This is a genomic window from Vibrio sp. 1249-1, assembly GCF_033340495.1.
Map to the genome: position 1 here is coordinate 1 of NZ_JAWOWJ010000865.1, position 583 is coordinate 583.

At 47.5% G+C, this 583-nt stretch carries 1 pseudogene; it reads right to left on the reverse strand.

The features are described from left to right. A pseudogene (gene ligA / locus R7Z50_RS29355) lies at positions 1-583 on the reverse strand (NAD-dependent DNA ligase LigA); the annotation flags it as partial.

Genomic DNA, 583 nt, shown 5'->3' on the forward strand with positions numbered 1-583 from the left:
CCTTGCACAACTCCAACACTGTATGCGTAGAAGCTAAGTGGACGCGAAGCCGTAATACGCGAATCTAATTGACGTAAACTGCCTGCTGCTGCATTGCGAGGATTCACAAATACTTTTTCGCCCTTCTGACGCGCAAGCTCATTCAACTTTTCAAAGCCCGCTTTCGGCATAAACACTTCACCGCGGACCTCAAGACGAGCTGGCCAGTCATCACCCCTCAGCTTCAGAGGAATGGCATTAATGGTGCGCACGTTTTCAGTGATGTTTTCACCCGTAGTACCATCACCACGCGTTGCCGCTTGAACTAAAATACCGTTTTCATACAGCAGACTCACGGCTAAGCCATCTAGCTTTGGTTCACAACAATACTGCTTAATGCTTTCTCCACCGATTCGGTCTTGAGCACGTTTATGGAAGCTGTCGAGTTCACTGTCGTCGAATGCATTATCTAATGACAACATTGGGACTTCGTGTGTCACCTGACTAAATTCAGAAAGCGGCTTACCACCCACTCGCTGACTTGGCGAATCAACCGTCACTAAATCAGGATGTTGAGCTTCAATTTCTAGCAGTTCACGCATTA